Below are 1,373 nucleotides of genomic sequence, written 5' to 3' on the forward strand. Positions count from 1 at the left end.
TCCGACCCGTGCTATGAAAAGACTTTCCGCTCTTGATGATCCGAGAGGGCCGGCTGGCGGGTCGCCTCCTCACAGACGAACTGTACGCCTTGACCATGGCGACCCTCCGAGGGCAGATTAAGCACCCCAGGGCGAGGTGTGACGATGCCTGCGGATCGTGAGCTTCTCAAACAAGCCTTGGATGAGCTGATCAGGTTGCAGACTGGTGCGGAGAACCCGAGAGGCTTCTTGGCTCAACTCTATGGCTGCGCCCTCACCGAATGGGCGGAACAGCTTGGCGTGGATCAAAGCAAACTCAACAGGCTGGTTCATGTCAGAGGAGCAGTATCCAATCGTCGGTCTCATTAGAGGCAAAACCGGATCGAGAGTGGTCATGGCGATAACCAACTGGCCGCAGCCCTGTGACGTTCCGGCCGCTGGCCGTTCCGCACCTGAAGCTGAGGTGTATCCTGGGCCAACCGATCTCTTTTGGAATGGAGGCGGCAATGGCTCGCGTCACCGCAAAGGTTCTCGGACTCTGCGTGTGGCTTCTGGTTACCCTGTGGGCCGCTCCGGTCTATGCGGACCCATTCTTCGTGCGGGTCTACGGCAGGACTTACAAGGTTGATCCGCGGTATCCATCCAATGAGCTGAAAGGGCCCAAACCCCAAGAGGCTATGAGAGCCCTGCCGCCTGACCTCGCGAAAGGCCCCGGCTTCAGGCCCTCGCACAAGCAGGTGCTTGCCGAAGTCGAGGAAAGGGTCTGGATCACGCGCCACCAGCTCGAGAACGCACTGGGGAAGACTGCTGCCCAGGAAACAGGGAGCAACAGGGGCGACACGCAGGAGACCATGGAACGGCTCGCAACTGGAGCGGCGCAGGGCCGCTCGCCGGAGTTGCAGCAACTCCATGATCGCCATCAGGCCCTGAACCTTCTTGTGCGGGAGTTGCGACGGTCGATGGACCTGCCGGTGAGAACGCCGGAATCTGGGTTCTCCCGGCCCACACTGTCGCCCGAGATTGAAGCCAGCTATCGCAGCCTGAACTTCGATCCCGTGGACGCCTACTACAGCTTCCGGCGCGTCAAGGCTGCGTTTCGTTCAGGCGATCTGCAACTCCTCGCTCGCGTCGCGCACTATCCGCTGGCGGTGACAGGAAAGGTCCGGCGCAGCATTCGCAACCGCGACCAGCTCATTGCGGCGAAAGAAGTGCTTATGGCCCCGCCCATCCGAGAGGCCGTCGCCCAATCCACCTTTGAGAGCGTCTTCGTCCGCGACAAGGGGATGATGCTTGGTGAAGGAGCGGTCTGGATCACCCTCGATAGGACAGGTTTTGGGGTCGGAGCCATCAACCTGGAGTGAACGCCGCGACACCGCTGTGATCCTACGCCGGGA

Annotated in this window: 2 protein-coding genes; one reads left to right on the forward strand and one right to left on the reverse strand. The window is 61.0% G+C overall.

Translation table 11 applies throughout. The features are described 5' to 3' along the window. Positions 1–117: 117 nt before the first annotated feature. Positions 118–375 carry a hypothetical protein gene (locus JKG68_RS32325; RefSeq protein WP_202066524.1) on the reverse strand — a complete coding sequence of 86 codons (258 nt, stop codon included), beginning with the start codon at positions 373–375 and terminating at the stop codon, positions 118–120. A 110-nt stretch (positions 376–485) separates the two neighbouring features. Between JKG68_RS32325 and JKG68_RS32330 the strand changes: the two genes are divergently transcribed. Next, positions 486–1,340, forward strand: a complete 855-nt coding sequence (locus JKG68_RS32330) for a hypothetical protein (RefSeq protein ID WP_202066526.1) — start codon at positions 486–488, stop codon at positions 1,338–1,340. The last annotated feature ends 33 nt before the right edge of the window (positions 1,341–1,373 follow it).

This window comes from Microvirga aerilata (genome assembly GCF_016743775.1).
Taxonomy (GTDB): Bacteria; Pseudomonadota; Alphaproteobacteria; order Rhizobiales; family Beijerinckiaceae; genus Microvirga; species Microvirga aerilata.

Coding starts and splice junctions, on each gene's coding strand:
- JKG68_RS32330 (WP_202066526.1), top strand. CDS start 486: ATGGCTCGCGTCACCGCAAAGGTTCTCGGACTCTGCGTGTGGCTTCTG.
- JKG68_RS32325 (WP_202066524.1), bottom strand. CDS start 375: ATGACCACTCTCGATCCGGTTTTGCCTCTAATGAGACCGACGATTGGA.